This window comes from Geopseudomonas sagittaria (assembly GCF_900115715.1).
Taxonomy (GTDB): Bacteria; Pseudomonadota; Gammaproteobacteria; order Pseudomonadales; family Pseudomonadaceae; genus Geopseudomonas; species Geopseudomonas sagittaria.
In genome coordinates, this window is sequence record NZ_FOXM01000006.1 from 37,769 (window position 1) to 61,500 (window position 23,732).

General features: G+C 68.3%; 21 protein-coding genes. 11 read left to right on the forward strand and 10 right to left on the reverse strand.

What is annotated here, in order from left to right:
• Positions 1–64: 64 nt before the first annotated feature.
• The 10 genes from dmpE to BM297_RS09120 all read left to right on the forward strand — a co-directional run bounded on the left by dmpE (position 65) and on the right by BM297_RS09120 (position 7,104).
• Positions 65–862 (forward strand): 2-oxopent-4-enoate hydratase, encoded by a 798-nt coding sequence (gene dmpE / locus BM297_RS09075; protein WP_090311150.1) that lies wholly within the window; start codon positions 65–67, stop codon positions 860–862.
• Positions 859–1,662, forward strand: coding sequence for a 2-oxo-3-hexenedioate decarboxylase (gene dmpH, locus BM297_RS09080; RefSeq protein WP_092430457.1), 804 nt, complete (start codon positions 859–861; stop codon positions 1,660–1,662). Before dmpE ends, dmpH begins: the two co-directional genes overlap by 4 nt.
• Positions 1,659–1,889: a tautomerase family protein gene (locus BM297_RS09085; RefSeq protein WP_281250243.1), complete on the forward strand. Its 231-nt coding sequence runs from the start codon at positions 1,659–1,661 to the stop codon at positions 1,887–1,889. Before dmpH ends, BM297_RS09085 begins: the two co-directional genes overlap by 4 nt.
• On the forward strand, positions 1,886–2,800 hold the full coding sequence (locus tag BM297_RS09090; RefSeq protein ID WP_092430461.1) for an acetaldehyde dehydrogenase (acetylating): 915 nt from the start codon (positions 1,886–1,888) through the stop codon (positions 2,798–2,800). Before BM297_RS09085 ends, BM297_RS09090 begins: the two co-directional genes overlap by 4 nt.
• Positions 2,797–3,849: a 4-hydroxy-2-oxovalerate aldolase gene (gene dmpG, locus BM297_RS09095; protein ID WP_175526624.1), complete on the forward strand. Its 1,053-nt coding sequence runs from the start codon at positions 2,797–2,799 to the stop codon at positions 3,847–3,849. The genes BM297_RS09090 and dmpG overlap by 4 nt, the downstream gene beginning before the upstream one ends.
• Positions 3,850–3,901: 52 nt before the next feature.
• Positions 3,902–4,657 carry an SDR family oxidoreductase gene (locus BM297_RS09100; protein WP_092430465.1) on the forward strand — a complete coding sequence of 252 codons (756 nt, stop codon included), beginning with the start codon at positions 3,902–3,904 and terminating at the stop codon, positions 4,655–4,657.
• Positions 4,658–4,705: 48 nt separating this feature from the next.
• Positions 4,706–5,140, forward strand: a complete 435-nt coding sequence (locus BM297_RS09105) for a tautomerase family protein (protein WP_092430467.1) — start codon at positions 4,706–4,708, stop codon at positions 5,138–5,140.
• The gene (locus BM297_RS09110; protein ID WP_092430468.1) at positions 5,137–5,499 is read left to right on the forward strand and encodes a 2Fe-2S iron-sulfur cluster-binding protein; all 363 of its coding nucleotides are present in this window, start codon (positions 5,137–5,139) and stop codon (positions 5,497–5,499) included. The genes BM297_RS09105 and BM297_RS09110 overlap by 4 nt, the downstream gene beginning before the upstream one ends.
• A gap of 69 nt (positions 5,500–5,568) precedes the next feature.
• A complete protein-coding gene (locus tag BM297_RS09115; protein WP_092430470.1) occupies positions 5,569–6,273 on the forward strand; it encodes an NAD(P)H-dependent oxidoreductase in 705 nt (234 codons plus the stop codon).
• Positions 6,274–6,309: 36 nt separating this feature from the next.
• Complete coding sequence (locus tag BM297_RS09120) at positions 6,310–7,104, forward strand: SDR family NAD(P)-dependent oxidoreductase (RefSeq protein ID WP_092430472.1); 795 nt, start codon at positions 6,310–6,312, stop codon at positions 7,102–7,104.
• A gap of 33 nt (positions 7,105–7,137) precedes the next feature.
• Here BM297_RS09120 and BM297_RS09125 read toward each other — a convergent pair whose 3' ends face one another.
• From BM297_RS09125 to BM297_RS09135, 3 genes are all read right to left on the reverse strand, one after another.
• Positions 7,138–8,583: a SulP family inorganic anion transporter gene (locus BM297_RS09125; protein WP_092430474.1), complete on the reverse strand. Its 1,446-nt coding sequence runs from the start codon at positions 8,581–8,583 to the stop codon at positions 7,138–7,140.
• A gap of 92 nt (positions 8,584–8,675) precedes the next feature.
• Positions 8,676–11,747: an efflux RND transporter permease subunit gene (locus tag BM297_RS09130; protein WP_092430476.1), complete on the reverse strand. Its 3,072-nt coding sequence runs from the start codon at positions 11,745–11,747 to the stop codon at positions 8,676–8,678.
• The gene (locus tag BM297_RS09135; protein ID WP_092430478.1) at positions 11,744–12,796 is read right to left on the reverse strand and encodes an efflux RND transporter periplasmic adaptor subunit; all 1,053 of its coding nucleotides are present in this window, start codon (positions 12,794–12,796) and stop codon (positions 11,744–11,746) included. Before BM297_RS09135 ends, BM297_RS09130 begins: the two co-directional genes overlap by 4 nt.
• An 82-nt stretch (positions 12,797–12,878) precedes the next feature.
• On the opposite strand from BM297_RS09135, the gene BM297_RS09140 reads away from it, so the two are divergent.
• Positions 12,879–13,493, forward strand: coding sequence for a TetR/AcrR family transcriptional regulator (locus tag BM297_RS09140; RefSeq protein WP_092430480.1), 615 nt, complete (start codon positions 12,879–12,881; stop codon positions 13,491–13,493).
• A gap of 122 nt (positions 13,494–13,615) precedes the next feature.
• On the opposite strand, the gene BM297_RS09145 is transcribed toward BM297_RS09140, so the two are convergent.
• The 7 genes from BM297_RS09145 to BM297_RS09175 all read right to left on the reverse strand — a co-directional run bounded on the left by BM297_RS09145 (position 13,616) and on the right by BM297_RS09175 (position 23,620).
• Positions 13,616–15,271 carry an electron transfer flavoprotein-ubiquinone oxidoreductase gene (locus tag BM297_RS09145; protein ID WP_092430482.1) on the reverse strand — a complete coding sequence of 552 codons (1,656 nt, stop codon included), beginning with the start codon at positions 15,269–15,271 and terminating at the stop codon, positions 13,616–13,618.
• A gap of 127 nt (positions 15,272–15,398) precedes the next feature.
• Positions 15,399–16,343, reverse strand: coding sequence for an electron transfer flavoprotein subunit alpha/FixB family protein (locus tag BM297_RS09150; RefSeq protein WP_092430484.1), 945 nt, complete (start codon positions 16,341–16,343; stop codon positions 15,399–15,401).
• Positions 16,343–17,092, reverse strand: coding sequence for an electron transfer flavoprotein subunit beta/FixA family protein (locus BM297_RS09155; protein ID WP_092430486.1), 750 nt, complete (start codon positions 17,090–17,092; stop codon positions 16,343–16,345). Before BM297_RS09155 ends, BM297_RS09150 begins: the two co-directional genes overlap by 1 nt.
• A 21-nt stretch (positions 17,093–17,113) precedes the next feature.
• The gene (locus BM297_RS09160) at positions 17,114–18,301 is read right to left on the reverse strand and encodes an acetyl-CoA C-acyltransferase family protein (RefSeq protein WP_092430488.1); all 1,188 of its coding nucleotides are present in this window, start codon (positions 18,299–18,301) and stop codon (positions 17,114–17,116) included.
• A 36-nt stretch (positions 18,302–18,337) separates the two neighbouring features.
• A complete protein-coding gene (locus BM297_RS09165; RefSeq protein WP_092430490.1) occupies positions 18,338–20,464 on the reverse strand; it encodes a 3-hydroxyacyl-CoA dehydrogenase NAD-binding domain-containing protein in 2,127 nt (708 codons plus the stop codon).
• 130 nt (positions 20,465–20,594) lie between these two features.
• Positions 20,595–20,828, reverse strand: a complete 234-nt coding sequence (locus BM297_RS09170; protein ID WP_092430492.1) for a hypothetical protein — start codon at positions 20,826–20,828, stop codon at positions 20,595–20,597.
• A gap of 125 nt (positions 20,829–20,953) precedes the next feature.
• The gene (locus BM297_RS09175; protein WP_092430494.1) at positions 20,954–23,620 is read right to left on the reverse strand and encodes a winged helix-turn-helix domain-containing protein; all 2,667 of its coding nucleotides are present in this window, start codon (positions 23,618–23,620) and stop codon (positions 20,954–20,956) included.
• Positions 23,621–23,732 lie beyond the last annotated feature (112 nt).

The window sequence follows — 23,732 nt, forward strand, 5'->3', positions numbered from 1 at the left end:
TGAATTCGCCCCTACGAGAGCTGGCCCGGACATTCGAATGCATTCGCCCCCACGGGACACAGACATGGATAACAACAAGATCGAGCAATACGGCGACGAGCTGTACGAAGCCTTCGTCGCCCGCCGTGCGGTGCCGCCGCTGCTGAGTCGCGAGCCGGATATCACCATCGAGGACGCCTACCGCATCCAGCAGCGCTTCGTCGCGCGCCGCCTTGAGGCTGGCGAGACCGTGGTCGGCAAGAAGATCGGCGCCACCAGCAAGCCGGTGCAGGACTTTCTCGGCGTCTACCAGCCGGACTTCGGCATCCTCACCTCGGGCATGGTCTACCAGGAGGGCGACACCATCGACCTCGGCGACCTGATCCAGCCCAAGGCCGAGGCGGAGCTGGCCTTTGTGCTCAAGCACGACCTCAAGGGGCCGGGCATCACCGCTATGGACGTGATCCGCGCCACCGACTACGTGCTGCCGTGCTTCGAGATCGTCGATTCGCGCATCACCAACTGGCAGATCAAGATCCAGGACACCGTGGCCGACAACGCCTCCTGCGGCGTGTACGTGTTGGGCAAGACCAAGGGCGACCCGCGCAAGCTGGACCTGACCCTGGCCGGCATGGTGCTGGAAAAGAACGGCGAGATCTTCTCCACCGGCGTCGGCGCCGCAGTACAGGGCTCGCCGGCCAACGCGGTGGCCTGGCTGGCCAACACCCTCGGCGAACTGGGTATCCCCTTCAAGGCTGGCGAGGTGATCCTCTCCGGTTCGCAATCGGCACTGGTGCCGGTGGTCGATGGCGACGAGCTGGTGTGCACGGTCGGCGGCCTCGGTAGCTGCCGGGTGAAGTTTTCCGGGAGGAGCGCAGCATGAGCAACAACATCACCCTGTCCCGCGAGGACATCGTGCGCCTGTGCGAGCGCGTCGAAGGGGCGCAGACCCGCGCCTACGCGATCCCCAAGCTGACCGACGAATACCCGGACATGACCATCGCCGACGGCTACGCCGTGCAGAGCGAGCTGCGCCGCCGCTTCATCGCCAAGGGCCACAAGCTGGTCGGCTGGAAGGCCGGACTGACCTCCAAGGCCAAGATGCAGCAGATGGGCGTTAGCGTGCCCTCCATCGGCTTCCTCACCGACCGCATGGCGCGGCCGGAGAACTCGGCGATCTCCACGTCCGACCTGGTGCACCCGCGCGTCGAGTGCGAAGTGGCCTTCGTGATGAAGGAAACCCTGCAGGGGCCGGGCTGCACCGCGGCCGACGTGCTGGCCGCCACCGACTACGTGCTGCCGGCGGTGGAAATCATCGATTCGCGCTTCTCCGGCTTCAAGTTCGACCTGGCCAGCGTGATCGCCGACAACGGCTCCTCGGCGCGCTTCGTCGGCGGCGGCCGCGCCCGCTACGTCGAGGACCTCGACCTGCGCACCCTCGGCGTGGTCATGGAGAAGAACGGCGAGCTGGTCGGCATGGCCGCCAGCGCCGCGGTGCTCGGCCATCCGGCCGAGGCGGTGGCGATGCTGGTGAACATCCTTGCCGACCTGGGCGAGAACCTGCCGGCCGGCAGCTTCGTCATGAGCGGCGGCATCACCGAGGCCATCCCGGTCAAGCCGGGCGACAGCATCGTCGCGCGTTTCCAGGAGCTCGGTTCGGTCTCCATGCGCTTCGTCGAATAACAACAAGGAATACAGCCATGCCAATCATCGAAATGCACATGATCGAAGGCCGCACCGTGGAGCAGAAGCAGCGCGTTGCCGCTGCCGTTACCGCCGCGGTCGCCGAGAGCCTGGATTGCAGCCCGGAAACCGTGCGCATCCTGATCACCGAACACCGCGAGCACGAGTTCTACGTCGCCGGCCTGAGCAAGCCGCAGCGCGCCTCGCTGCAGGAGCAGGGACAATGAAGAAGATCCGTTGCGCACTGATCGGCTCGGGCAACATCGGCACCGACCTGATCTACAAGATCCAGCGCAGTGAAGTGCTGGAACCGGTCTGGATGGTCGGCATCGACCCCGAGTCCGAAGGTCTGGCGCGCGCCCGCGAGATGGGCCTGAAGACCACCGCCGAGGGCGTGGACGGCCTGCTGCCGCACGTGCTGGAAGACAACATCCAGATCGCCTTCGACGCCACCAGCGCCTACGTGCATGCCGAGAACAGCCGCAAGCTCAACGAGCTGGGCGTGCTGATGATCGACCTGACCCCGGCGGCCATCGGCCAGCTGTGCGTGCCGCCGGTGAACCTGCGCCAGCACGCCGACAAGCTGGAGATGAACGTCAACATGATCTCCTGCGCCGGCCAGGCGACCATCCCGATCGTCCATGCGGTGTCGCGCGTGCAGAGCGTCGGCTACGCCGAGATCGTCGCCAGCCTGGCGTCGAAATCCATCGGCCCGGGCACCCGCGCCAACCTCGACGAGTTCACCTACACCACCTCCAACGCCATCGAGAAGGTCGGTGGGGCGCGCAAGGGCAAGGCGCTGGCGATCATCAACCCGGCCGAGCCGCCGATGATCATGCGCAACACCATCTCCTGCCTGACCGACGAGGAGCCGGACCAGGAGCGCATCACCGCTTCGATCATGGAGATGATCGGCGAGGTGCAGAAGTACGTGCCGGGCTACCGCTTGGTCAACGGCCCGCTGTTCGACGGCAACAAGGTGGCGGTGTTCATGGAAGTGGCCGGCCTCGGCGACTACCTGCCGACCTACGCCGGCAACCTCGACATCATGACCGCGGCGGCCACCCGCACCGCCGAGATGTTCGCCGAGGAGATCCTCGCCGGGAAGATCCAGTTGAAAGCCGTGGAGGTCGCGTGATGAACCAGTCCAACAGTCTGCAAGGCCGTAAGGTCATCCTCCACGACATGTGCCTGCGCGACGGCATGCACGCCAAGCGCGAGCAGATCAGCGTCGAGCAGATGGTCAAGGTCGCCACCGCGCTCGACGCTTCCGGCGTGCCCTACATCCAGGTCACCCACGGCGCGGGCCTGGGCGGCAACTCGCTGCAGCACGGCTTCGCCCCGCACAGCAACGAGGAATACATCTCCGCGGTCGCTTCGCAGATGAAGCAGGCCAAGGTCTCGGTGCTGCTGATTCCTGGCCTCGGCACCATGAAGGAACTGCAGTCGGCCTATGACTGCGGCGCGCGCAGCGTGCACGTGGCCACCCACTGCACCGAGGCGGACACCTCGCCGCAGCACATCGCCTTCGCCCGCAAGCTGGGCATGGACACCAGCGGCTTCCTGATGATGGCCCACCTCAACGATGCCGCAGGCATCGCCAAGCAGGGCAAGCTGATGGAGTCCTACGGCGCGCAGACCGTGTACGTCACCGACTCGGCCGGCTACATGCTGCCGGAAGACGTCAAGGCGCGCATCGGCGCCCTGCGCGAAGTGCTCAACCCGGAAACCGAGATCGGCTTCCACGGCCACCACAACCTGGGCATGGGCATCGCCAACTCCATCGCCGCCATCGAAGCCGGCGCCAGCCGCATCGACGGCTCGGCGGCGGGCCTCGGCGCCGGTGCCGGCAACACCCCGCTGGAAGTGTTCGCCGCGGTGTGCGAGCGCATGGGCATCGAGACCGGCGTCGACTTGTTCAAGCTGATGGACGTCGCCGAGGACATCATCGTGCCGATGATGGAGCACGTGGTGCGCGTCGACCGCGAGTCGCTGACCCTCGGCTACGCCGGCGTCTACTCGACCTTCCTGCTGCACTCCAAGCGCGCCTCCGAGCGCTTCGGCGTGCCGGCGCGCGACATCCTGGTCGAGCTGGGCCGCAAGAAGATGATCGGCGGCCAGGAGGACATGATCCTCGACACCGCGATGACCATGGCCAAGGAACGCGGGCTGCTGAAGAGCGCCTGACACAACGCCGGACGGGTTGCCCCGTCCGGCGTTCCTGTTTAAGGAGGTGACCATGAGTGCGAACAGGGAACTGGCCGTGGTGGTAGGCGCCACCGGTGCCTTCGGCCAGGCGATTGTCGCCAAGCTGTGCGCCAGCGGCCTGGACGTGGTGGCGGTGGCGCGCAGCGCGGCGGCCATCGACGCGCTGGCCAGCCGCCATTCCGGCGTGGTCGCCTGCGTGGCCGACATTGCCAGCGATGCAGCCATCGAACAGATTCGCGCCGTCCTTGACCGCCCTGTGCGCATGATCGTGCACGGGCCGGGCGTGGCGGTGGCCGGCGGCATCCTCGATGCGCCGACTTCGGCGCTGGTGGATGCCGTCAACATCAAGGTCGGCGGCCTGCTGCGCCTGGTGCGTGCGGTGGACGGCCAGCTGGTCAAGGGCTCGCGGCTGGTCGCCATCGGCGGCCACTATGGCTTTGAACCCACTGCCTACGCGGCCGCGCCCGGTGTGGCCAACGCCGCGCTAGCCAATGCCACGCGCCAGATCAGCCTGGCCTACGGCGCGCGTGGGATCACCGCGCACCTGATCGCCCCTGGTCCGGCCGACACCGAGCGTCTGCACCGGGTGGCGGCCGACCGTGCCGCGCTGCGCGGCATCGATACCCAAGTCGTGCTGGCCGAGATGTGCGCCGAATCGTCCATCGGCGCGCTGACCACCCCGGAGCAGGTGGCCTGGGCGGTATCGCTGCTGCTGGCGCCGGAAGCCGATGCGATGACCGGCTCGACCCTGATGCTGGATTCGGGAAGGCGCCGTGGCTTACCTTGACGGCCAGCCTTAACCGACTGCGCACATAAAAATAATTGGAGATGCGCCATGCCTGTCGTGAACTTCCATCTGCTCGCGGGGCATAGCACCCCGGAGCAGGACGAACGCCTGCTCGTGGAGGCCTCGCGCCTCTACAGCGAAGTGCTCAAGGCGCCCATGGAGCGGGTGCGGGCCTTCATCACTACCTATCCTGCCAGCCAGTGCGCTGTCGCCGGTGCGCCGTGCAGCAGCAACGGTCTGCACGCCCCTTTCTTCGAGTTCATCGTCCTCGACGGCCGCTCGCTGGAGGATCGCCAGCGCCTGTCGCAGGGTTTCACCGAGCTGCTGGTTGAGGTGCTCGGCGTGCGCCGCGAGCTGGTGCGCGGCCGCTGCCAGCGGGTAGCGCCGGAGGACTGGTCCATTGGTGGCGCGCCGGCCAGCGTACTGCGCGCCGGGGAAGTGGCCGCGCGCGCCCGCGCTGCAGCCGGGGAGGGCGCCGCATGAAACACGAGATCCATATCGAGGACACCGGCGAGCGCTACGCCTGCGACGAGCAGGAAACCGTGCTCAACGGCATGGCCAAGCTCGGCCGCAAGGGCATTCCGGTCGGCTGCCGCGGCGGCGGCTGCGGGGTGTGCAAGGTGCAGGTCACCAGCGGCGACTACCGCACCACCCGCACCATGAGCCGCCAGCACGTCACGCTCGACGAGCAGGAGCACGGCATCGTGCTGGCCTGCTGCGTCCAGGCACAGAGCAGCCTGAGCCTCAAGGTGGTCGGCAAGCTGCACAAGGCGATGTGCCGGGGGCTGATGCCGCTGGCGCCGACACAAGCGCCGGGGAATCACCTGGCCCTGCAGGGGTGAATTCATTCGCCTTTCCGAGGTAGTTTGGCGAATGAATTCGCCCCAACAGGATCAAGGAGAGAAGCGCCCATGAAGGTACTGATCGTCCACGCCCATAACGAGCCGCGCTCTTTCAACAGCGCGCTCAAGGACTGCGCCGTCGAGCAGCTGAGCGGTGCGGGCCATGAGGTGCAGGTCTCCGACCTGCATGCGATGGACTGGAACCCGGTGGCCAGCGCTGCCGACTTCGGCTGCCGGGCCAACCCGGACTACCTGGTCTACGCCCTCGAGCAGCGCCACAACTACGAGGCCGGCACCCTGGCGGCGGACATCGCCGCCGAGATCGCCAAGGTGCAGTGGTGCGACCTGCTGATCCTCAACTTCCCGCTGTACTGGTTCTCCATGCCGGCGATCCTCAAGGGCTGGATCGACCGGGTGATGATTTCCGGGGTGTTCTACGGCGGCAAGCGCATCTACGACCGCGGCGGCATGTGCGGCAAGCGCGCCCTGGTGGCGCTGACCCTGGGCGGGCGCGAGCATATGTTCGGTCCGCAGGCCATCCACGGCGAGATCCACACCCTGCTGCGCCCGCTGCTGCAGGGCAGCCTCGGCTACTGCGGCTTCGCGGTACTGCCACCCTTCATCGGCTACCACGTGCCTTACGTCAGCACCGAGGCGCGGGGGCAGATCCTCGCCGACTACCGGCGCCATCTCGATACACTCGACAACCTCGAACCGCTGCGCTTCCCCAGCCTTGGCGACTATGACGACCGGCTGATGCCGCTGGCGCGCTGAAGCCGTTCACTCACCCACAATTACAGGAGTTCATCCATGATCATCGACCTTTCCGGCAAGACCGCCATCGTTACCGGCTCCACCGGCGGCATCGGCCTGGCCATCGCCAGGGGGCTGGCCGATGCCGGAGCGACCGTGGTGGTCTGCGGCCGCGAGGCGGGCCGGGTCGACGCCGCCCTGGCCAGCCTGCGCGACACCCGCGCCGGCAGCTTGGCCCGCGGCGTGGTGGCCGATGCCGGCAACGCCGAAGGCTGCCGGGCACTGATTGCCGCCGAGCCCGAGGCCGACATCCTGGTCAACAACCTAGGCATCTACGGGGTCAAGGCGTTCAGCGACATCAGCGATGCCGATTGGGAGGAGATCTTCCAGATCAACGTGATGAGCGGCGTGCGCTTGTCGCGCCATTACGCCCGCGGCATGCAGGAGCGCGGCTGGGGACGCATCCAGTTCATCTCCAGCGAGTCGGCGCTGAACATCCCCGCCGAGATGGTCCACTACGGGGTCAGCAAGGCGGCGCTGCAGGGCGTTTCACGCGGCCTGGCCAAGGTGCTGGCCGGCAGCGGGGTGACCGTCAACACCATCCTGCCCGGGCCGACCCGCACCGAGGGGGTGACCACGTTCTTCACGCAGATGGCCAAGGAGCGCGGCGTGTCGCTGGAGGAGATGGAGGGGCTGTTCCTCAAGGAAAACCGTCCCTCCTCGCTGATCCGCCGCTTCGCCAGTCCGGAGGAGGTGGCCAGCCTGTGCGTCTACGCCGCCTCCCCGCAGGCCAGCGCCACCACCGGCGCGGCGCTGCGGGTCGATGGCGGGATCGTCGAGAGCATTGCCTGATCCCAAGGTCTGGCCCGCTGCGGGCCAGACGCTTCAATCGTGCTGCACGCCCGCGCGCTTGAGCAGCTGCTTGCAGCGCTCGGACAGATGCAGCACGCGCAGGTGCTTGCCGGCGCGGGCATAGCGCTCGCGCAAGGTCTTCAGCGCGGCGATCGCCGAGTAGTCGACGAAGCTCAGGTGGCGGCAGTCGAGGGTCACCTGGGCCGGATCGCCCGCCACATCGAAGTGGTTGAGGAACGGCGTGCTCGAGGCGAAGAACAGCGTGCCGTGTACCCGGTACAGCTTGCTGCCGTCGGCCTGGACATCGCTGTCGGCGTACAGCTCGCGGGCCTGCTGCCAGGCGAAGTTCAGCGCGGCGATGAAAATGCCGCACAGCACGGCGGTGGCCAGGTCGGTGAACACGGTGACGATGGTTACCGCGGCTATCACCAGCGCATCGTGCAGCGGCACCTTGTTGAGCACCCGCAGCGAGGCCCAGGCGAAGGTCTGCTGGGCCACCACGAACATCACCCCAACCAGCGCGGCGAGCGGGATGCGCTCGATCAGCGGCGAGAGGAACAGCACGAACAACAGGATCATCACCCCGGCGACCACGCCGGAGAGCCGTCCGCGCCCGCCGGAGCTGAGGTTGATCATGGTCTGGCCGATCATCGCGCAACCGCCCATGCCGCCGAACACACCGGACACCATGTTGGCCGCGCCGAGGGTCACGCACTCGCGGTCCGGGTAGCCACGGCTCTCGGTGATCTCGTCGGTCAGATTGAGGGTCAGCAGGGTTTCCAGCAGGCCGACCAGGGCCATCAGCACGGCGTAGGGGGCGATGATGCCCAGGGTTTCCAGGTTCCAGGGGATGTCCGGCAGGGCGAAGGCGGGCAGACCGCCGGCGATATTGGCCATGTCGCCGAGGGTGTGGGTCGGCAGGTCGAGCAGGTAGACCGCCGCACCGACACTGAGGATCGCCACCAGCGCCGGCGGCACCGCGCGGGTCAGGCGCGGCAGCAGGTAGACGATGGCCATGGTAACGGCCACCAGCCCGAGCATCAGGTACAGCGGCGTGCCGCTCAGCCAAGCCTCGCCGTCCCTGAAGTGCTCCTGCTGGGATAGGGCGATGACGATCGCCAGGCCGTTGACGAAGCCGAGCATCACCGGATGCGGCACCATGCGGATCAGCTTGCCGAGACGCAGCAGGCCGAAGGCGATCATCAGCAGGCCGCCGAGCAGCACGGTGGCCAGCAGGTACTGGGCGCCGTGCTGTACCACCAGGGCGACGATGACCACGGCCATCGAGCCGGCGGCGCCGGAGACCATGCCCGGCCGGCCGCCGAACAGCGCGGTGAGGGTGCAGATGATGAAGGCGCCGTACAGCCCCATCAGCGGATTGAGCTGGGCAACCAGGGCGAAGGCGATGCACTCGGGCACCAGGGCGAAGGAGGTGGTGAGTCCGGCCAGGACATCGGCACGCAGACGTTGCGGTTTCATGGCTTACCTGGGGTGAGGGCCGGCGCCGCCGGCGGCAGTAAGGGGGCGGCGATGTTACGGAACCGCCGCCCGCCTGGCCAGCGCGCCGTCGTTCATGGCGAGGCCTCTGCTGCGGGCTTCAGCCGGAACCACAGCGCATACAGCGCCGGCACGAACAGCAGGGTGATTGCCGTGCCGACCGCCACGCCGCCGATCAGCACGTAGGCCAGCGGCCCCCAGAAACTGTCCTGGGTGAGCGGCACGAAGGCGAACACCGCGGCCAGCGCGGTCAGCATCACCGGGCGGGCGCGCTGTACCGCCGCTTCCACCACCCCCTCGAACGCCGGCATCCCCGCCTCGAAGTTGTCGGCCACCTGCTGGGTGAGGATCAGGGTGTTGCGCATCAGGATGCCGGCCAGACCGGTCAGGCCGAGCAGGGCGACGAAACCGAACGGCTGGTTGAACAGCAGCAGGGCGATGACCGCGCCGATCAGGCCCAGCGGGGCGGTCGCCACGACGATGAAGGTGCCGGAGAAGGAGCGCATCTGCAGCATGATGAGGATCAGCATGAAGGCCACCATCGCCGGCTGCAGCTTCTGGATCGAGGCATCGGCCTTGCCCGACTCCTCGACCGCGCCGGCGGTGTCGATGCGGTAACCGGCGGGCAACTGGTCGCGCACCTCTTGCAGCGCCTGCCATACGGCGGCGGTCACGTCGTTGGGCTGGGCGCCCTGGACGTCGCCCTGCACGGTCAGGAACGGCTCGCGGTTGTAGCGCTTGATCACCGGGTCCTCGAAACGCACCTCGACCTGCCCCAGCTGGCTGAACGGCAGCTTGCGGCCGTCGCGGGTCAGCACTTCCAGGGTGTCGAGGCTGTCGGCGTCGAGCCGGCGGCCGCCGCTGCTGCCGCGGGCGATCACCTCGACGCTGCGGATGTCCTGGCGCAGCTGGGTGACCGGCACGCCGTCGAGCTGGAACTGCAGCTGCTGCGCCACTTCCTGCGGGGTGAGCCCCAGCAGGCGCAGGCGTTCCTCGTCCATGGCCAGATGTAGCGCCGGGGCGCGCTCGTCCCATTCCAGGTGCGGATCGACCACATGGGGATCGGCCGCCATCACGGTGCGGACCCGATGGGCGATATCGCGCAGCACCAGCGGATCGGAGCCGATGACGCGGAAGGCGACCGGCCAGATCACCGGCGGGCCGAACAGCAGCTGGTAGACCCGCACCCGCGCCTCGGGGAACTCGCCCCGCTCGATGTGCTGCTGCAGGGTGGCCATGACCTTGTCCCGCGCCTTGGGATTCTGCGCCACGGCGACGATCTTGGCGAAGGCCGGCGAGGGCGGCTCGGGGTTGGCGCTGATGAAGAAGCGCGGCGCCCCGGCCCCGACGTAGGCGGACAGGCTCTTGATCTCGGGCAGCGGCGCGAGGATGGCTTCGAGCTTCTTGATCGTGCGATCGGTGGCATCGACGCTGCTGCCCTGGGGCAGGTAGACGGCGACCAGCACTTCCGGGCGGTCCGAACTGGGGAAGAACTGCTTCTGCACCAGCACGGCCATGCCGGCGATGGCCAGCACCAGCAGCGCGATGGTCGCGCCGACCACCGTCTTGCGCCGGGTCACGCACCAGCTCACCACGCGGCGCAGGCGCCGGTACAGCGGGGTCTGATAGAGGCCGGCATGGCCGTGGCCATCCGCCTTGGGGAAATCCGGCAGCATCCGCACGCCCAGCCAGGGCGCGAACACCACCGCGACCAGCCAGGACACCAGCAGCGCGATGGCCAGCACCCAGAAGATGTTGCCGGCGTATTCGCCGACGCTCGAGCGGGCGAAGCCGATGGGGAAGAAGCCGGCCACCGTCACCAGGGTGCCGTAGAGCATGGGTGCGGCGGTGACCGACCAGGCATGGGCGGCGGCGCGCACGCGGTCCCAGCCTTCCTCCATCTTCACCAGCATCATTTCCACCGCGATGATGGCGTCGTCGACCAGCAGGCCGAGGGCGATGATCAGTGCGCCCAGGGTGATGCGGTCCAGATTGATGTCCATCAGCATCATCACCAGGAAGGTGAGGCCCAGGGTCAGCGGTACGGCGATGCCGACGATCAGCCCGGCGCGCAGGCCGATGGCCAGCATGCTGACCGCCACCACCACCGCCACGGCCACCAGGAACTTGATCTGGAACAGGTTGACCGCCCCGCTGATGGCGTCGGCCTGGTTGGTCAGCACGTCGAGCGCCATGCCCAGCGGCAGCCGCTGGCGTTCGGCGTCGAGGAAGGCGGCGAGCCGCTCGCCCAGTTCCAGACCGTTTTCGCCCTTGGCCATGACCACGCCGAGCAGCAGGGCATCCTGCCCGCGCGAGCGCACCAGGTAGCTGGGCGGGTCCTCGTAGCCGCGGCGGATGGTGGCGATGTCGGCGAGCTTGAGCACCCGCTCGCCGATGCGCACCGGCACCGCGGCCAGTTGCTCGGGGTCGGACAGGTCGGCGTCCAGGCGCAGATGCAGGCGCGGGCCGTCGGTCTCCATGCGTCCCGCCGGCAGCAGGCGGTTGCTGGCGTCGATGGCGTCGAACACCGCCTGCGGGGCAATCCCCAGGTTGATCAGCCGCGCATTGTCGAACTCGAGGTACACCCGCTCGGTGCGCTCGCCTAGCAGCATGGCCTTGTGCACGCCGGCGACGCGCTGCAGGCGGTCGCGGATCGCCTCGGCGTCGCGGGTCAGCTCGCGCATCGGCAGGCCCGGGGCGGTGACGGCGATCAGGCTGAAGTACACATCGGCGAAGTCGTCGTTGACGATCGGGCCGATCACCCCGGGCGGCAGGTTGCCGGCCTCTTCCTGCATGCGCTTGCGCACCTGGTACAGCAGGTCGGGGATTTTGGCCTGCGGCGAGTAGTCGTGGAACTCGATCTGCAGGGTGGCTTGCCCCGGGCGGATGGTGGTTTCGATCCGGTAGAGGTACTCCACCTCCTGGATGCGCTTCTCCAGGCGGTCGACCACCTGGGTCTGCAGTTCCTCGGGCGTGGCGCCGGGCCACACCGCGGTGACCACCGTGGCCCGCACGCTGAAGGCGGGGTCTTCCGCGCGGCCGAGGGCGAGGAAGGCATAGATGCCGGAGAGTACTGCGAGGATCAGCAGGAACAGCGTCAGCGAGCGCTCGCGCACGGCCAGCGCCGAGAGGTTGGGGAAGCTCATCGGTCGAGTTCCCGCACGGCCATGTTCTCGCTGAGCAGATGGGCGCCCAGCGCCACCACGCGGTCACCGGTTGTCAGCGGGCCGCGGATGCGCGCGGTTTCGCCATCCAGCGCCAGCACCGTGATGGCGACCGGCTCGACGCGCCCTTCGCGCAGCCGCCAGACCCGCGGGCCATGGCCGCGCTCGTCGAGGGCGCCGATCGGCACCACGAAGTCGCTGGCGCTGGCGTCCTGGGCGGCGAAGCGGGTACGCAGCACCGCGCCGAGCACCAGGGCCGCCGACGGCTCCTGAACCGTATAGCGGGCGCGCCGGGTGCGCCCCTGCGGATCGACCGCGCCGGCCGTTTCGCGCAGGCGCAGCGGCAGGTTTGCCCCGTCGGCGGCCACGACCTCGCCGTGTTCGGGCGGTGTCACGTCTTCGGGAAAGTACACCTCGATCTCGCGCGCCTCGGCCTGGGCGAGCAGGGCCACGGCCTGGCCGGCGGCGACCACCTGGCCGGCCTCGCCGGTCACGTCGATCAGCACGCCGGCGGCCGGCGCCTGCAAGCGGCCGTAGCCGAGGGCATTGCGCGCCTGGGCCAGGCGGGCGCTGGCGGCGTCGCGGCGGGTCTGCGCTTCGCGCCGGGCGAGCTCGGCGCGCTCCAGGGCCTGGGCACTGACGAAGTTCTGCGTCTCGAGCTGGCGATGACGGGCCAGATCGGCCTCGGCGGTAGCCAGCGCCGCGTTGGCGGCGGCCAGGTCCGCTTCAGCCGCGCTGACCGACTGCGCGAGGTCGCGGGTATCCAGCTCGAACAGCACCTGTCCGGCGCGCACCGCCTCGCCGGCATCGCTCAGGCGCCGGGCAATGCGCCCGCCGACCTGGAAGGCCAGCGGCGACTCGACCCGCGCGCGCACCGTGCCCGACAAGCCGAGCGTGGTCGCCGCGCCGCCGCGTACCGCCACGGTCTTGACCAGCGGCGGCAGGGCGGCAGTCGCACCCGGCTCGGCGGTATCATTGCAGGCGGTGAGGAGCAGCACGCAGACAGCGAGCAAAAGCGGCGAGACACGCATGTGGAGTCCGTTTCCTGGATTAATGTACGCGAATGTACAGTAATCATTTTTACCCATCCAGCATCCGAAACAGGCGCAAACCATGTCAGCAAAAGCCGGCCGGCCCACCGATCAGCAGAAAGACCGCGACATCCTTCACGCCGCCCGGGAACTGGTGTTCACCGAGGGGCCGCAGGCCCTGACCATGGACAAGGTGGCCAGCCTGGCGGGTATCTCCAAGGTCACCCTGTATGCCCGCTACGCCAATCGCTACGAGCTGTTGCAGGCCGTGGTGTGCAGCGAGGCGTTCACCATCCACCAGACGCTCGGACGCCTCCCCGCCAGCCGCGAGGAGCTGCTTGCCGACCTGGGTGCGCTGCTCGAAGCGATCACTGCCTTCATCGGCAGCGACCATCACCAACGCCTGATGCAGGCGCTGGGCTCGATACCGCAGAACACCCAGGATCTGACCGAGGTGTACCGCAACGGCCCGGCTAACACCCATCGGGTGCTGGCCGACTATCTGCAGGCGGCGGCGCAGGGTGGCCTGATCCGCTGCCCGGAGCCGGCGGCAAGCGCGGAAATGCTGATGGGGATGGTGATGGGGCTCGATCTGCTGCGCGGGCTATACCGCGTGCCGCACGAACGGCGCAGCGAGGATGAGCGCAGGCAGCACGCTCGCCGGGTCATGGCGGCTTTCATGGCGATTCACGGCTGAGGCAGGCTGCGGATCGCGCAGCTCCGCGACCGCTCGGGCCTCTCGAACGGGCCACCGGCCAGGCACATGCAGTCAATGAGACCGCATGCTGCCAGGGGAGCGGCTGAGGATGGCGGGGCGGATCACATGTTGGGGTAGTTCGGCCCGCCGGTGCCTTCCGGGGTCACCCAAGTGATGTTCTGCGCCGGGTCCTTGATGTCGCAGGTCTTGCAGTGCACGCAGTTCTGCGCGTTGATCTGGAACTTCTTCTCGCCGCTTTCCAGGGTGACGATCTCGTACACCCCGGCCGGGCAATAGCGCTGCGCCGGCTCGTCGTACAGCGGCAGGTTCTTCGCCAGCGGGATCGAGGCGTCGGCCAGCTTCAGGTGGCAGGGCTGGTCTTCCTCGTGGTTGGTGTTGGAGAGGAATACCGAGGACAGCTTGTCGAAGCTCAGTTTGCCGTCCGGCTTCGGATACTCGATGCGCTGCGACTGCGCGGCCGGCTTCAGGCAGGCATGGTCCGGCTTGTTGTCGTGCAGGGTCAGCGGGATCTTGCCGCCGAACAGGTTCTGGTCGACGAAGTTGAACGCGCCGCCGAGGATGGCGCCGAACTTGTGCATCGCCGGACCGAAGTTGCGGCTGCGGTACAGTTCGTCGTACAGCCAGCTGTCCTCGAAGGCCTTGACGTAGTTGTTCAGCTCGTCGCCGCCCTCGCGGCCGGCGCCCAGCGCCTCGACGATCGCCTCGGCGGCCAGCATGCCGGACTTCATCGCGGTGTGGCTGCCCTTGATCTTGGCGAAGTTGAGGGTGCCCAGATCGCAGCCGATCAGCGCGCCGCCGGGGAAGACCATCTTCGGCAGCGAGTTGAGGCCGCCCTTGCAGATGGCGCGGGCGCCGTAGGCGATGCGCTTGCCGCCCTCCAGGTACTGCCTGACCACCGGATGGTGCTTGTAGCGCTGGAACTCGTCGAACGGCGACAGGTACGGGTTGCTGTAGGACAGGTCGACGATCAGACCGACCACCACCTGGTTGTTTTCCAGGTGGTAGAGGAAGGAGCCGCCCGGGTTCTCATCGTTCAGCGGCCAGCCGGCGGTGTGCACCACCAGGCCCTGCTCGTGCTTGGCCGGATCGATTTCCCACAGCTCCTTGATGCCGATGCCGTAGTGCTGGGCGTCGGCCTGGCTGTCCAGCTTGTACTTCCCGATCAGCTGCTTGCCGAGGTGGCCGCGGCAGCCTTCGGCGAACAGGGTGTACTTGGCGCGCAGCTCCATCCCGGGGGTGTAGTAACCCTCCTTCGGGTTGCCCTCGTGATCGACGCCCAGATCGCCGGTGACGATGCCGCGCACCACGCCCTTGTCGTCGATCAGCGCTTCCTGAGCGGCGAAGCCCGGGTAGATCTCGACGCCCAGATTCTCGGCCTGCTGGGCCAGCCAGCGGCACAGGTTGCCCAGCGAGATGATGTAGTTGCCTTCGTTGTGCATGGTTTTCGGCACGGCGAAGTCGGGGATCTTGCTGGCGGCGTCGCCGCTTTTGAGCAGGTAGATGTCGTCGCGCTTGACCGGGGTGTGCAGCGGCGCGCCCTGGGCCTTCCAGTCGGGAAACAGTTCGTTGAGCGCGCGCGGTTCGAAGACGGCGCCGGAGAGAATGTGGGCGCCGACCTCGGAGCCTTTCTCCACCACGCAGACGCTGAGCTCCTGGCCGGCTTCGGCGGCTTTCTGCTTCAGACGGCAGGCGGCCGACAGTCCGGCAGGGCCGGCGCCGACGATGACCACGTCGAATTCCATGTATTCGCGTTGCATTGCTAGACCTCAAATTTCTTCGCAGAAAACCGGCAGACAGGAAAATGGGCAACCGATGGGTTGCCCATTGCCTCGAGCGCACGCGGAGTGCCGGCGCCAACAATAGCGCCTGCTGCCGCCTGGCGAATCAGCCAAGCAGACTAGACAGCTCCGGCACGGCCTCGAACAGGTCGGCGACCAGGCCGTAGTCGGCCACCTGGAAGATCGGCGCCTCCTCGTCCTTGTTGATCGCGACGATGACCTTGGAGTCCTTCATGCCGGCCAGGTGCTGGATGGCGCCGCTGATGCCCACGGCCACGTACAGCTGCGGCGCGACGATCTTGCCAGTCTGGCCGACCTGCATGTCGTTGGGTACGAAGCCGGCGTCCACCGCCGCGCGCGAGGCGCCGACCGCAGCGCCAAGCTTGTCGGCCACGCCGTAGAGCAGGGCGAAGTTGTCGCCGTTCTGCATGCCGCGGCCGCCGGAGACGATGATCTTCGCCGCGGTCAGCTCCGGGCGTTCGGACTTGGCCAGTTCCTCGCCGACGAAGGCGGAGATTCCGGCGTCAGTGATGCTGGCGATGCTCTCGATGGCGGCGCTGCCGCCCTCGGCCGCCACGGCGTCGAAGCCGGTGCCGCGCACGGTGATCACCTTGATCGCCGCACTGGACTGCACGGTGGCGATGGCGTTGCCGGCGTAGATCGGCCGCTGGAAGGTGTCGGCGTCGATCACCTTGACGATCTCGGAGATCTGGTCGACGTCGAGCAGCGCGGCCACGCGCGGCAGCACGTTCTTGCCGGTGGTGGTCGCGGCGGCCAGCACGTGGCGATAACCGTTGCCCGGCTCCTGAGCCAGTTGCGCGATCAGCGGCGCGAGGTTTTCCGGCAGTTGGTTGGCGTAGGCAGCCTGGTCGGCGACCAGCACCTTGCCGACGCCGGCCACTTGGGCGGCGGCTTCGGCCACGGCGGCGCAACCGGAACCGGCGACCAGCAGGTGGATGTCGCCACCGATGGCCTGGGCGGCGGCCACGGTGTTGAGGGTCGCCGCGGCAAGGGCGGCGTTGTTGTGCTCTGCGAGTACCAGGATTGCCATCAGATCACCTTCGCTTCGTTCTTCAGTTTTTCCACCAGCTCGGCAACCGAGCCCACCTTGATGCCGGCGCTGCGCGCGGCCGGTGCTTCGACCTTGAGGGTCTTCACCGTCGAGGCGGTGGATACGCCAAGCGCGTCCGGAGTCAGTACGTCGAGCGGCTTCTTCTTGGCCTTCATGATGTTGGGCAAGGAGGCGTAGCGCGGCTCGTTGAGGCGCAGGTCGGTGGTGACGATGGCCGGGAGCTTGAGGGCCACGGTCTGCAGGCCGCCGTCGATCTCGCGGGTGACGTTCACCTTGTCGCCATTCACCTCGACCTTGGAGGCGAAGGTGCCCTGGGCGAAACCGGTCAGCGCGGCGAGCATCTGCCCGGTCTGGTTGTTGTCGCTGTCGATGGCCTGCTTGCCGAGGATCACCAGCTGCGGCTGTTCCTGGTCGACCACGGCCTTGAGCAGCTTGGCCACCGCCAGCGAACCGAGTTCCTCGTTGCTTTCGACCAGCACGGCGCGGTCGGCGCCGAGGGCCAGGGCGGTACGCAACTGCTCCTGGGCGACGCCCGGACCGATGGAGACCACCACGATCTCGCTGGCGATGCCCTTTTCCTTGAGGCGCACCGCCTCTTCCACGGCGATCTCGCAGAACGGGTTCATCGCCATCTTCACGTTGGCCAGATCGACGCCGGAGTTGTCCGCCTTGACCCGCACCTTGACGTTGTAGTCGACCACGCGTTTGACAGTTACCAATACTTTCATCTGCTTTTCTCCGCTATTCGCTCAGATACGCTCGAAGATCGCGGCGATGCCCTGCCCGCCGCCGATGCACATGGTGACCAGGGCGTAACGGCCGCCGATGCGCTGCAGCTCATGGAGCGCCTTGAGGGTGATGATCGTGCCGGTGGCGCCGATCGGATGGCCCAAGGAGATGCCCGAGCCGTTCGGGTTGACCTTCAGCGGATCGAGGCCCAGCTCCTGGGCAACCGCGCAGGCCTGGGCGGCGAAGGCCTCGTTGGCCTCGATCACGTCGAGGTCGGCGGTCGACAGGCCGGCACGCTCGAGGGCCAGCTTCGAGGCCGGCACCGGGCCGATGCCCATGTGCATCGGGTCGACGCCGGCCAGGGCGTAGGACACCAGCCGGGCCAGCGGCTGCAGGCCGCGCCGCTCGGCGACCGCACGCTCCATCAGCACCACGGCGGCGGCGCCGTCGTTGAGGCTGGAGGCATTGCCGGCGGTCACGGTGCCCTCGCCACGGTCGAAGGCCGGCTTGAGCTTGGCCAGCTCCTCCGCGGTCACGTCGCCGCGCACGTGCTCGTCGGTGTCGAACACCACCTCGCCGCGGCGGGTCTTCAGGGTGATCGGCAGGATCTGCTCCTTGAAGCGGCCTTCCTCGATGGCCCTCGCGGCGCGGCGGTGGGATTCCAGCGCCAGCGCGTCCTGGGCCTCGCGGGAGATGCCGTAGGTCTTGCGCACCTGCTCGGCGGTGAAGCCCATGTGCACCTTGTGCAGCGGATCGGTGAGGGCGCCGACCATCATGTCGGCCATGCCGGTATCACCCATGCGCGCACCGAAGCGCATCGCCGGCGAGGAGTAGGGGGCGCGGCTCATGCTTTCCGCACCGCCGGCCAGGGCGATGTCGCTGTCGCCGAGCAGGATGTTCTGCGCCGCGGTGACGATGGCCTGCAGGCCCGAGCCGCACAGACGGTTGAGGGTCAGGGCGGTGGAGCGCTCGGCAACGCCGCTGTTCAGGGCGATCAGGCGCGACAGGTACATGTCGACCGGTTCGGTATGGATGACGTTGCCGAACACCACCTGGTCGACCTCGTCGCCGCTCACCGCGGAGCGCTGCAGGGCTTCGCGGGCGACCAGGGCGCCGAGTTGGGTCGGGGAAAAGTCCTTGAGGCTGCCACCGAAATCGCCGATGGCGGTACGGGCGCCGCTGACGATGACCACTTCACGCTGATTCATGGGACATACCCTCTGTTTAAGGCTGAAATTGGCTGATTAGTCTTTGCTGATACGGGTCTTGCCGGCGGCGACCAGCTGCTCGAGCAGGGCCGCGGGCTTGAACCACAGCTCGCCGTAGGCGCCGAGCTGTTCGCGGTACTGGCGGATGCCGCTGAGCACCCGCTCCAGGCCCAGTTGCTCGGCGTAGTGCAGCGGACCGCCCAGCCAGGTGGGGAAGCCGTAGCCGCAGGTCCACACCAGGTCGATGTCGCCGGCACGCAGGGCGATGCCCTCGTCGAGGATCTGGATACCTTCGTTGATCAACATGAACAGGCAGCGATCGTGGATTTCCTGGTCGCTGATGCTGCGGCGCTGGATGCCCAGCTCGCCGGCCAGGCGCTCGGCCATCGTCAGCACTTCCGGATCGTCGCGGCGCTCGCGACCCTCGTAGATGTACATGCCGCGGCCGCTCTTCTGGCCGTAGCGGCCGAGGGTGTACAGCTCATCGGCCAGGCGGCAGTAGCTGGGGTCCTCGGCGAGCACGGCGCGCATCGGGGTGCGGATCAGGTAGCCGACGTCGATGCCGACCAGGTCGTACATGCTCAGCACGCCCATGTTCAGACCGAGGTCGGTCAGCACGCGGTCGACCTGCGCCGGAGTGGCACCTTCCAGCAGCAGGCGGTAGGCCTCGCGGGAATAGGGCTCGAGCATGCGGTTGCCGATGAAGCCGTAGCACACCCCGGAGACCACCGGCAGCTTGCCGATCTGCTTGCCCAGCTTGAGCGCGGTGGCCAGCACGTCGAGGGCGGTCTGCTTGCCGCGCACCACTTCGAGCAGGCGCATGACGTTGGCCGGGCTGAAGAAGTGCAGGCCGATGACGTCCTGCGGGCGACGGGTGCAAGCTGCGATCTGGTCGATGTCGAGGGTCGAGGTGTTGCTGGCGAGAATCGCGCCGGGCTTGCACACCTCGTCGAGGGTGGCGAACACCTGGCGCTTGACCTCCATGCTCTCGAACACCGCCTCGATCACCAGGTCGGCGTCGGCCAGATCGGCGTAGTCGAGGCTGCCCTGCAGCAGGGCCATGCGCTGTTCGAGCTGCTCCTGAGTGAGCTTGCCGCGCTTGGCGCTGATCTCGTAGTTCTTGCGGATCTGCGCCAGGCCGCGGTCCAGCGCTTCGCGCTTCTGCTCGAGCAGCACCACCGGGATGCCGATGTTGGCGAAGTTCATGGCGATGCCGCCGCCCATGGTGCCGGCGCCGATCACCGCGACCTTGGCGATCGGCCGCAGCGGCAGCGAGGCATCGATGCCGGGCACCTTGCCGGCCTCGCGCTCGGCGAAGAACAGGTGGCGCAGGGCCTTGGACTGCGGCGACTCCAGCAGCGCGTCGAACAGTTCGGTCTCGCGCTGCAGGCCGGCCGCCAGCGGCAGCTCGCAGGCGGCCTGCACCGCATCCAGTACCCCCTGCGGAGCCACCTGGCCATGCCACTGGGCGGCCTTGCTGGCGGCGTAGTCGGCGAAGAAGTCGGCCGGCAGGGCGGCGCCCGACGTAGCGACGCCCGGCTCGGCATGCGGGTAGGCCGGGAAGGCCGGCGCCGATTGCCCGAGCAGTTCGCGGGCGAAGGCGCAGGCGCTGTCCAGCAGACTGTCGGCGGCGCCGGCCAGGCGGTCGACGATGCCCAGATCGAGGGCGCTCTTGGCGTTCAGCAACTGGCCGGAAAGGATCAGCTCGACGGCCTTCTCAGCGCCTACCAGGCGCGGCAGGCGCTGGGTACCGCCGGCACCGGGCAGCAGGCCGAGGGTGATTTCTGGGAAGCCGAGGCGCGCCTTGGGCTCGGCGATCCGGTAGCCGCAGGCCAGGGCCAGCTCCAGGCCACCGCCGAGGGCCAGGCCGCCGACGGCGGCGACCATGGGCTTGGCGCTGCTGGCCAGCTCGATGAGCAGCTCGGGGAGCGCGGGAGAGGCGGCGAAGGCGGCGTCGCCGAACTCGGCGATGTCGGCGCCGGCGCAGAATGGCAGCTCGCGACCGTAGACGATCAGCGCCTTGACCGCCGGGTCGGCGCTGGCCTGCTGGAAGGCGGCCTGAATCTCCAGGCGCAGCTGGTGGCCGAGGGCATTGACCGGGGCGCGGCGCAGGCCGATCAGGGCCAGCTCGTTGTCCAGGGAGTAGTCGATCAGGGTGTACATGGATGACCTCGGGAGCGGGGCGGCCGGCCAGGTGCGTGGCAAACACCTGGCCGGCGCAGGAAGAAAGAAGCCGCCGCGAGGACGGCCAAGCAAAAGTTCCGGTGGGGAGTGACTAGGTGCCCGCAGGCGACTAGACCGCCGGAGACTGCTTCAGTGATGCAGAAGACGGCACGGGCACGGGGTACAGGCCCCAGGCATGGGTGACGCAGAAGCTGGTGCCTGCCTCGACCACGGTGTCCCGAAGCTCGGCGGCTACGGGCTCGCCGGCCTGCAGCGGGCGGTCGTGCCCGGCAAGTCGGCTCAGGTCGAGCGGTTCGCGGGTGTCGAAGCGGAGGTCGCGCGAGGGCGCTTGGTAGGCCGGCATGGTGTTTCCCCTTGTTATGGTTGTGGGAGCCGATACCGTTTTGTAGCAAGCCACACCCGCGGTTCGCTTCGAACCGCGGGTGGATTTGCGGGTGGAGTTGGGTGGAAGCGGGTGGAGGGCGCGGCTCAGTCGAGCAGCCGCAGCTCGCGGGCGGCGCGCAGGGCGGCGTCGCGGTCGGTCACGTCGAGCTTGCGGAACAGGTTGTTGATGTGGGTCTTCACCGTGCTCAGGCTGACGAACAGCCCGTCGGCGAGCTGCTGGTTGTTCTGGCCGCGGGCCATGCGCCGCAGCACGTCCAGCTCGCGGCGGGTCAGCGGTTCGAGCAGGCGCTGCGCCGCATCGTCGCTGCCGAGCCCGGCCAGCAGGGGGGCCAGCTGTTCGCGCGGCGGCAGCGGGCGCTCCAGCCCGGCCTGGCGGCGGACCTGCGGCAGCAGCAACTGGCGGAACAGCTCGGCGAGTTCGCGGCCCTCGTGGTGCAGCAGCTGGCCGAAGCCGTGGCGGCTGGCCAGCTGCAGGGCGTCGTCCAGGCGCGCCAGGGCCGCCGGCTGATCGCCGCGGTCGCGGCACAGGGTAGCGTCGAGCAGCCACAGGTCCAGCTGCAGGCGCAGGTTGTGCTCGCCCTCGGCCTGTTCGCGCAGGTTGGCGAGGATCTGCCCGGCCAGCGTCGGCTGGCCGAGATGGCGCTGCACCCAGGCGTAGGCCAACCATTCCTCCGGCATCATGTCCTCGCCGTAGTGGCGCTGGCACCAGTGCCATTCCTCCAGCCAGTCGAGGAGGAAGTCCTCGTCCCGCTCACGGACCGCCAGGCGCGCGCGCCAGGCGCCGGCCCGCCGGTACAGGCCGAACTGGCGGAACTGGCGGGCCATGCGCCGCGCCTCGTCCCAGCGCGCCTGCGCCTTGGGGCTGTCGCCGAGGGCATCGTACAGGCAGGCCTGGTGGTGGAGGACGCCGACCAGACCGGCCGAATGGGGAAAACCGAGCGCCAGCGCTTCGGCGCGGGCCAGGGACTGGCGGGCCTGCTCCAGACGGTTCTGCTGGACGAACACCAAGCCCATGCCCACCTCGTGGAACAGCTCGTAGAAATTGCGCGAGGCGGCGGCCGGCGAGCCCTGCTCGAGCGCCAGGAAGCGCTGCATGGCCGCCGCGCCTTCGCCCTGCGCCAGCTCGATCTCGCCGAGCAGCAGATGGGGAATGTTGGCGAAGCCGCTGAAGCGGAAGGTGTCGAGCTCTGCCAGCGCTTGCTCCACATCGCGGCGGGCCGCACTCAGCTGGCCCAGCTGGAACAGGCAGCGGGCGCGGTTGAAGCGCAGCACCGAGCAGGCCGCGTTGCGCTGCGGATAGCGCTGCAGCGCCTGGCTGGCCAGGGTCAGGCCGTGGCCCAGGTTGCCGCCGAGAAAGGCCAGCAGGGTGCGCAGGTAGGCGATGGTTTGGCGCACCCGTTCGGGATGGCGCGGCACGCCCTGGCGCCGCAGCAGCTGCTGCAGGCGGCCGATGCAGGATCGCGCGCTGCGGATGTCGTTGGTCACCAGGACGATGGAGGCTTCGCTGATCGCCAGGGTGAAGTGGTCGCTGCCGCTCTGTCCTGAAACCTGGGTGAGCAGGGCGACCAGGGCGTTGATCTGCCCGTCGCGCAGCAGGTCGAAGGTGTGCCGCTCGGCGGTGGCGAGCACCGCGTTGAAGTCCTTGGCGCGGCCGTACTGGTGGATGGCCTCGGAATAGCGGCGCTGCTCCATCAGCCAGGCCGCAGCGCGCTGGTGCAGCTGCCTCAGCAACTGCGGATCGCGCTGCTGCAGGTGTTGGTAGAGGACGTCGCGCAGCACCGGGTGGTAGCGGTACTCCACCCGCTCGCCGGGACGCTGCTCGATGAACAGGTCGCGGCGCTGCAGCTGGCGGATCAACCGCTCGCTGTCGGTCCGTTCGCTGAGTTCTTCGGCCAGCGCCGGGTCGAAGGCCTGCACCACCGAGGTCCGTTCGAGGAAGGTCAGCAGCTCGGCCGGCAGCAGGTCGAGCAGCTCCTCGTCGAGAAAGCGCACGACATAGGCGTAGGCCTGCAAGGTCACGTTGCGCAGCGCCCGGGGCTGCGGCGGCTGGCCGGCCTGCAGCGTCTGCTTGCGGTGGGCGGCGAACCAGAACAGCAGGCCGCTGATCCAGCCTTCGCTGCCGGCGCGCAGCTGGTAGAGGGTATTGGCGTCCAGCCGGATGCCGCGGCTGCTGGCCAGCTGGCGGGTTTCCTCGCTGTCCAGGGCCAGCTCGCGGGCGTCGAGGACGGTCAGACGATCCTCGCGCAGCAGATGGTTGATGGCCAGGTCCGGCACGCCCTGGCTGGCGGCCAGCACATGCAGGCCGGGCGGCCCGAAGCGCAGCAGCTGCTCGATGTAAGCGCGGGCACGTCCGCTGCGCAGCAGGTGCAGGTCGTCGAGGATCAGGGTGAAGCCTTCCGCGGCCTGCTCCAGGCGCTGCTGGATGGCATGCCACAGCCGTGCCTCCGCCACCGCGCCCAGCGCGCTCTCGGGCACGGCCAGGCCGAGGGTCGTGTGCAGGTGCAACAACAGGTGCAACGGCTGGTTGTCGGCGCTGCTCAGGCGCAACCAGGCCCAGGGCGTGCGCAGGCTCGCGGCGTACTGGGCGAGCAGGGTGCTCTTGCCGTAGCCCAGTGGCGTGCTGAGCAGGGTCAGCCGGCCGCCGTGGCTGGCCGCTTCCCGGATATGCTGCAACAGGCGCGGGCGTTCGAGGATCTTGTCGGTCAGCACCGGCGGGCGGAGCTGACTCGGATTGACTGACGGCATGGCCATGGCAGTTCTTCGCGGTTTTGTGCGGTGCAGCAAAGTTACCAGAAGTTGCCGGGGTGGTGTTCTTCGGCGCGCTGAAGGGCAGGGCAGCCCACCTGGCGCAATCCCTGCCGAA